Annotated in this window: 3 protein-coding genes; all 3 read right to left on the bottom strand. The window is 50.1% G+C overall.

The window, feature by feature from the left end; all coding sequences use genetic code 11:
• The coding region (locus Q0294_RS10770; RefSeq protein WP_299464663.1) for a tetratricopeptide repeat protein at positions 1–496 on the bottom strand (496 nt) is incomplete at its 3' end.
• Between the two features lie 221 nt (positions 497–717).
• A complete protein-coding gene (locus Q0294_RS10775; protein ID WP_299464666.1) occupies positions 718–2,286 on the bottom strand; it encodes an ATPase in 1,569 nt (522 codons plus the stop codon).
• Between the two features lie 68 nt (positions 2,287–2,354).
• The coding region (locus Q0294_RS10780; RefSeq protein ID WP_299464669.1) for a hypothetical protein at positions 2,355–3,018 on the bottom strand (664 nt) is incomplete at its 5' end.

A 3,018-nucleotide genomic window follows, 5' to 3' on the forward strand; every position in this document is an offset into this window, starting at 1 on the left:
GTTGATAGCGTGCGTTTTTATCGGCAGGAGCAGCCTTCACAGCGCCACTCAGCATCGCGATGGCCTGATCCCACTTTTCCTCAGCCGCATAAAACTGACCGATATTGGCACGGACCTTGGGATCTTCCGGCGCCATTTCCAGCGCTTTCTGAAACCCTTTTTCGGCTTCCGCTTTACGGCCGGCAACCTGATCCAGCCGCGCCAGACCCAGAACTGCTTCAATGGATTTCGGGTTCTGCCCCAAAGCGACTTCATAGGAAGAACGGGCCGATTTCGTATCGCCCATCTTTTCCTGAAGCTGTCCGTGTGTGATATAAAACTTATCCGGATTCTTCAGTTTCTGATTGGCAACCGAAATTTTATCTTTCAAACTGGTCGGTGCTGCATCATCCGTATTGGAAACAAATGCCTGTCGCACGGAAGAACAACCGCTGCAAACCAGTAATGCACAAGCAATTCCAGCGATCCATGTCTGTTTTGTCATTAGTACCGACATTTTAATACCTCCGTGAGGTGCACGCGAAAGGCGTGAATTATGAATCTTTTTTATCTCAACAGGTTATGCCCGTTGCGTTTCGCGATTTCCAATCCATTCACAATTGAAACCGGTTCAATGCATGAAAAATCAGTAATCAAAGAGACGAGTGATAACGAGAGAATCAGGTTGCTTCAGGGACCTTAAAAGAAAGGCTTGATCAAGATCTTCAAGAAAGGAATTTATATTTGACAGAAGAAACGCTGCGCTGCTTCTGAAATGAGTTGAGTAGAGAGGACGGGTTCCTGTCCTTTAAATCGACAGATTGACTGCAGAATCTCCAGTAAATCTCGCGGGTCGCTCGATCTGGGCGACTTTCCCTGGTTGTAGTAATCACCATATAGATAATTTACAAAAGCTGGATCATATTCAATGCCCCGTTGACGGCAACAGAGCTTGGAAATCTCGGTAAAGACTTCCCGGGAAGGGGCATTGATCTGAATCTTATGACGGATGCGACGCAGAAAGGCCTCATCAACCAGATCCTTAGGGTCCAGATTGGTTGAGAACACAATCAACTGTTCAAAAGGGACCGCAAATTTCTTTCCGGTTGCCAGCGTTAAGAAATCAATCCGATCCTCGAGCGGCATAATCCACCGGTTGAGCAGATCTTTGGGGCTGACAAGCTGCCTGCCGAAGTCATCAATCAGAAAAACGCCCCCGTTCGCTTTGAGGTGCAACGGCGCCGTATAAAAATTACTGGCTTTGTTATAGCGTAAATCGAGCATCTCCAGGTTCAGTTCGCCCCCCGTGATGACCACCGGTCGCTTGATCCGCCGCCAGCGGAGATCCGTATCCGGCTTGTCCCAGTCTTGCATATCGGGAAGACGGCCCGCCTTTTTCGGGTCAGACTGATTGCACTCCTGCAACTCTTGATCGTCGGTGGTCTGATGGAGGGTCGGATCGAACAGCGTGATGATGCTACTCTCCATCTGCAGCGCATAGGGGACGTAAATTTCTCCCCCCTGCTCGTTGAGAAAACGCCCCAACCCTTTGGCAATCATTGTTTTACCGTTACCCGGTGGTCCGTAGATAAAAATCGAACGACCACTGCAGACCGCAGGCCCCAATTCATCCAGAAGCCCTTCACGAAGAATGAATTCCGAAAACGCGGCTCTCAGTCGTTCGGGAGTACAATCGATGCCCGTGACCGTCTGCAACCGGCACTGCCGCACATAGGCCTCCAATGTCACGGGAGCAGGCCCGACATAACGGCATTGTTCAAACGCATCCCGCGCGCGAATCCGCCCCAGTTCTGTCAGGTTAAAACGATAGGAAGAACGCCCCATCATATTACCGGAGGTCACTTCAATGCATTTTTCGTCTTTCAGAAAAACCAGCGCCTCATCGATAATACTGAAGGGAAGATGCGCACCGCGGGAAATTTCAATTCCCAGCGCACTCCCCTGCAGATAAAGCTGCTTCAACACCAGATTGCACAACTGCATTAAAGACAAACCGCTCTCTTCCAGCGTGAGCGGTGCCGGGATCGGTTTGCCATCATATTTCAGCGTTTTCAGTGAATTCACCGCGTGAGGGAATTCGCCCCCTGCCGGGGATTTCTGTGCATCAACGGCTGACTTTTTTTTCTGAAACAAATCGCTGTAAAGATCCGTGAGATCCGTGTTTTTTGCCGTCACACGAGGATCCGGTTCAGAGTCTGTTCTCTGCTGTTCAGCAGGTTCATCCTGTTTGAGAAATCCCTCCCGGGAGGGATTTTGATATTCATCTTCTGTATGACGATCAATCATGACGAGTTTTCGTCTGAATTAACGGGAATGAGAAACGGCATGGGAATCAAACAGCAAACAGGCGTGAATCAGTTCCCCCCATTCGCAGCTGTTCCGCCTCCGGCTGTGTATTGGATGCGAGGTGGCAGAATGGAACCGACATAAGCGCGGTATTTCATATCTTCCTCGCGTGCCGGTCGGCCGTAAGAAGGGGTGACTCTTAACATGGTCGAAGGAATACTTTGACCACCGGCCATCTCAGAAGCCGCGTATTGGACATTCGCCAATCGCTCCTGGCTGGCAATCGAGGCATCCGCCGTCTGTACAAAAATAACGCGGCGTTCTTCGGGGGCATTTTCCAGAATCCAGCGCAAATGCAGTAAGCCGGCCTGGGTCAACTTGTTACCATCTTCTTCGAAGTGATAAGCATAGAGAGTTGTTTGATCGGTCCAGCCATTGTGCATCTGTCTGTCCATAACATCACGGACATATTCACGATCTTCACAAGTGTAAGGATAAGGCCAGTAAGTCGCATGATGGTAGCGACTCCAGAAGCCCTGTTTTGGTCCGGTGGGTCGAGGGTACGGAGGCCACAGTTCACCAAATTTATAGATTTGACGTGATCCCACAGGACGAGCTGCTTTCTCTGCCCACTTCGCCTCTTTTTCTTCTTTGGAAGTCCAGGGCCAACCCGCCCGGACGTTGGCAGTATTAGCCAAGCTAACCACAAATAAGATAAGTAGATACGTGCTG

Origin of the sequence: uncultured Gimesia sp., from assembly GCF_937919775.1 — a bacterium.
In the GTDB taxonomy this organism is placed as follows: Bacteria; Planctomycetota; Planctomycetia; order Planctomycetales; family Planctomycetaceae; genus Gimesia.

Excerpts from the sequence above, each read along its gene's own strand:
- Q0294_RS10775 (WP_299464666.1), bottom strand. The coding sequence starts at position 2,286 with ATGATTGATCGTCATACAGAAGATGAATATCAAAATCCCTCCCGGGAG.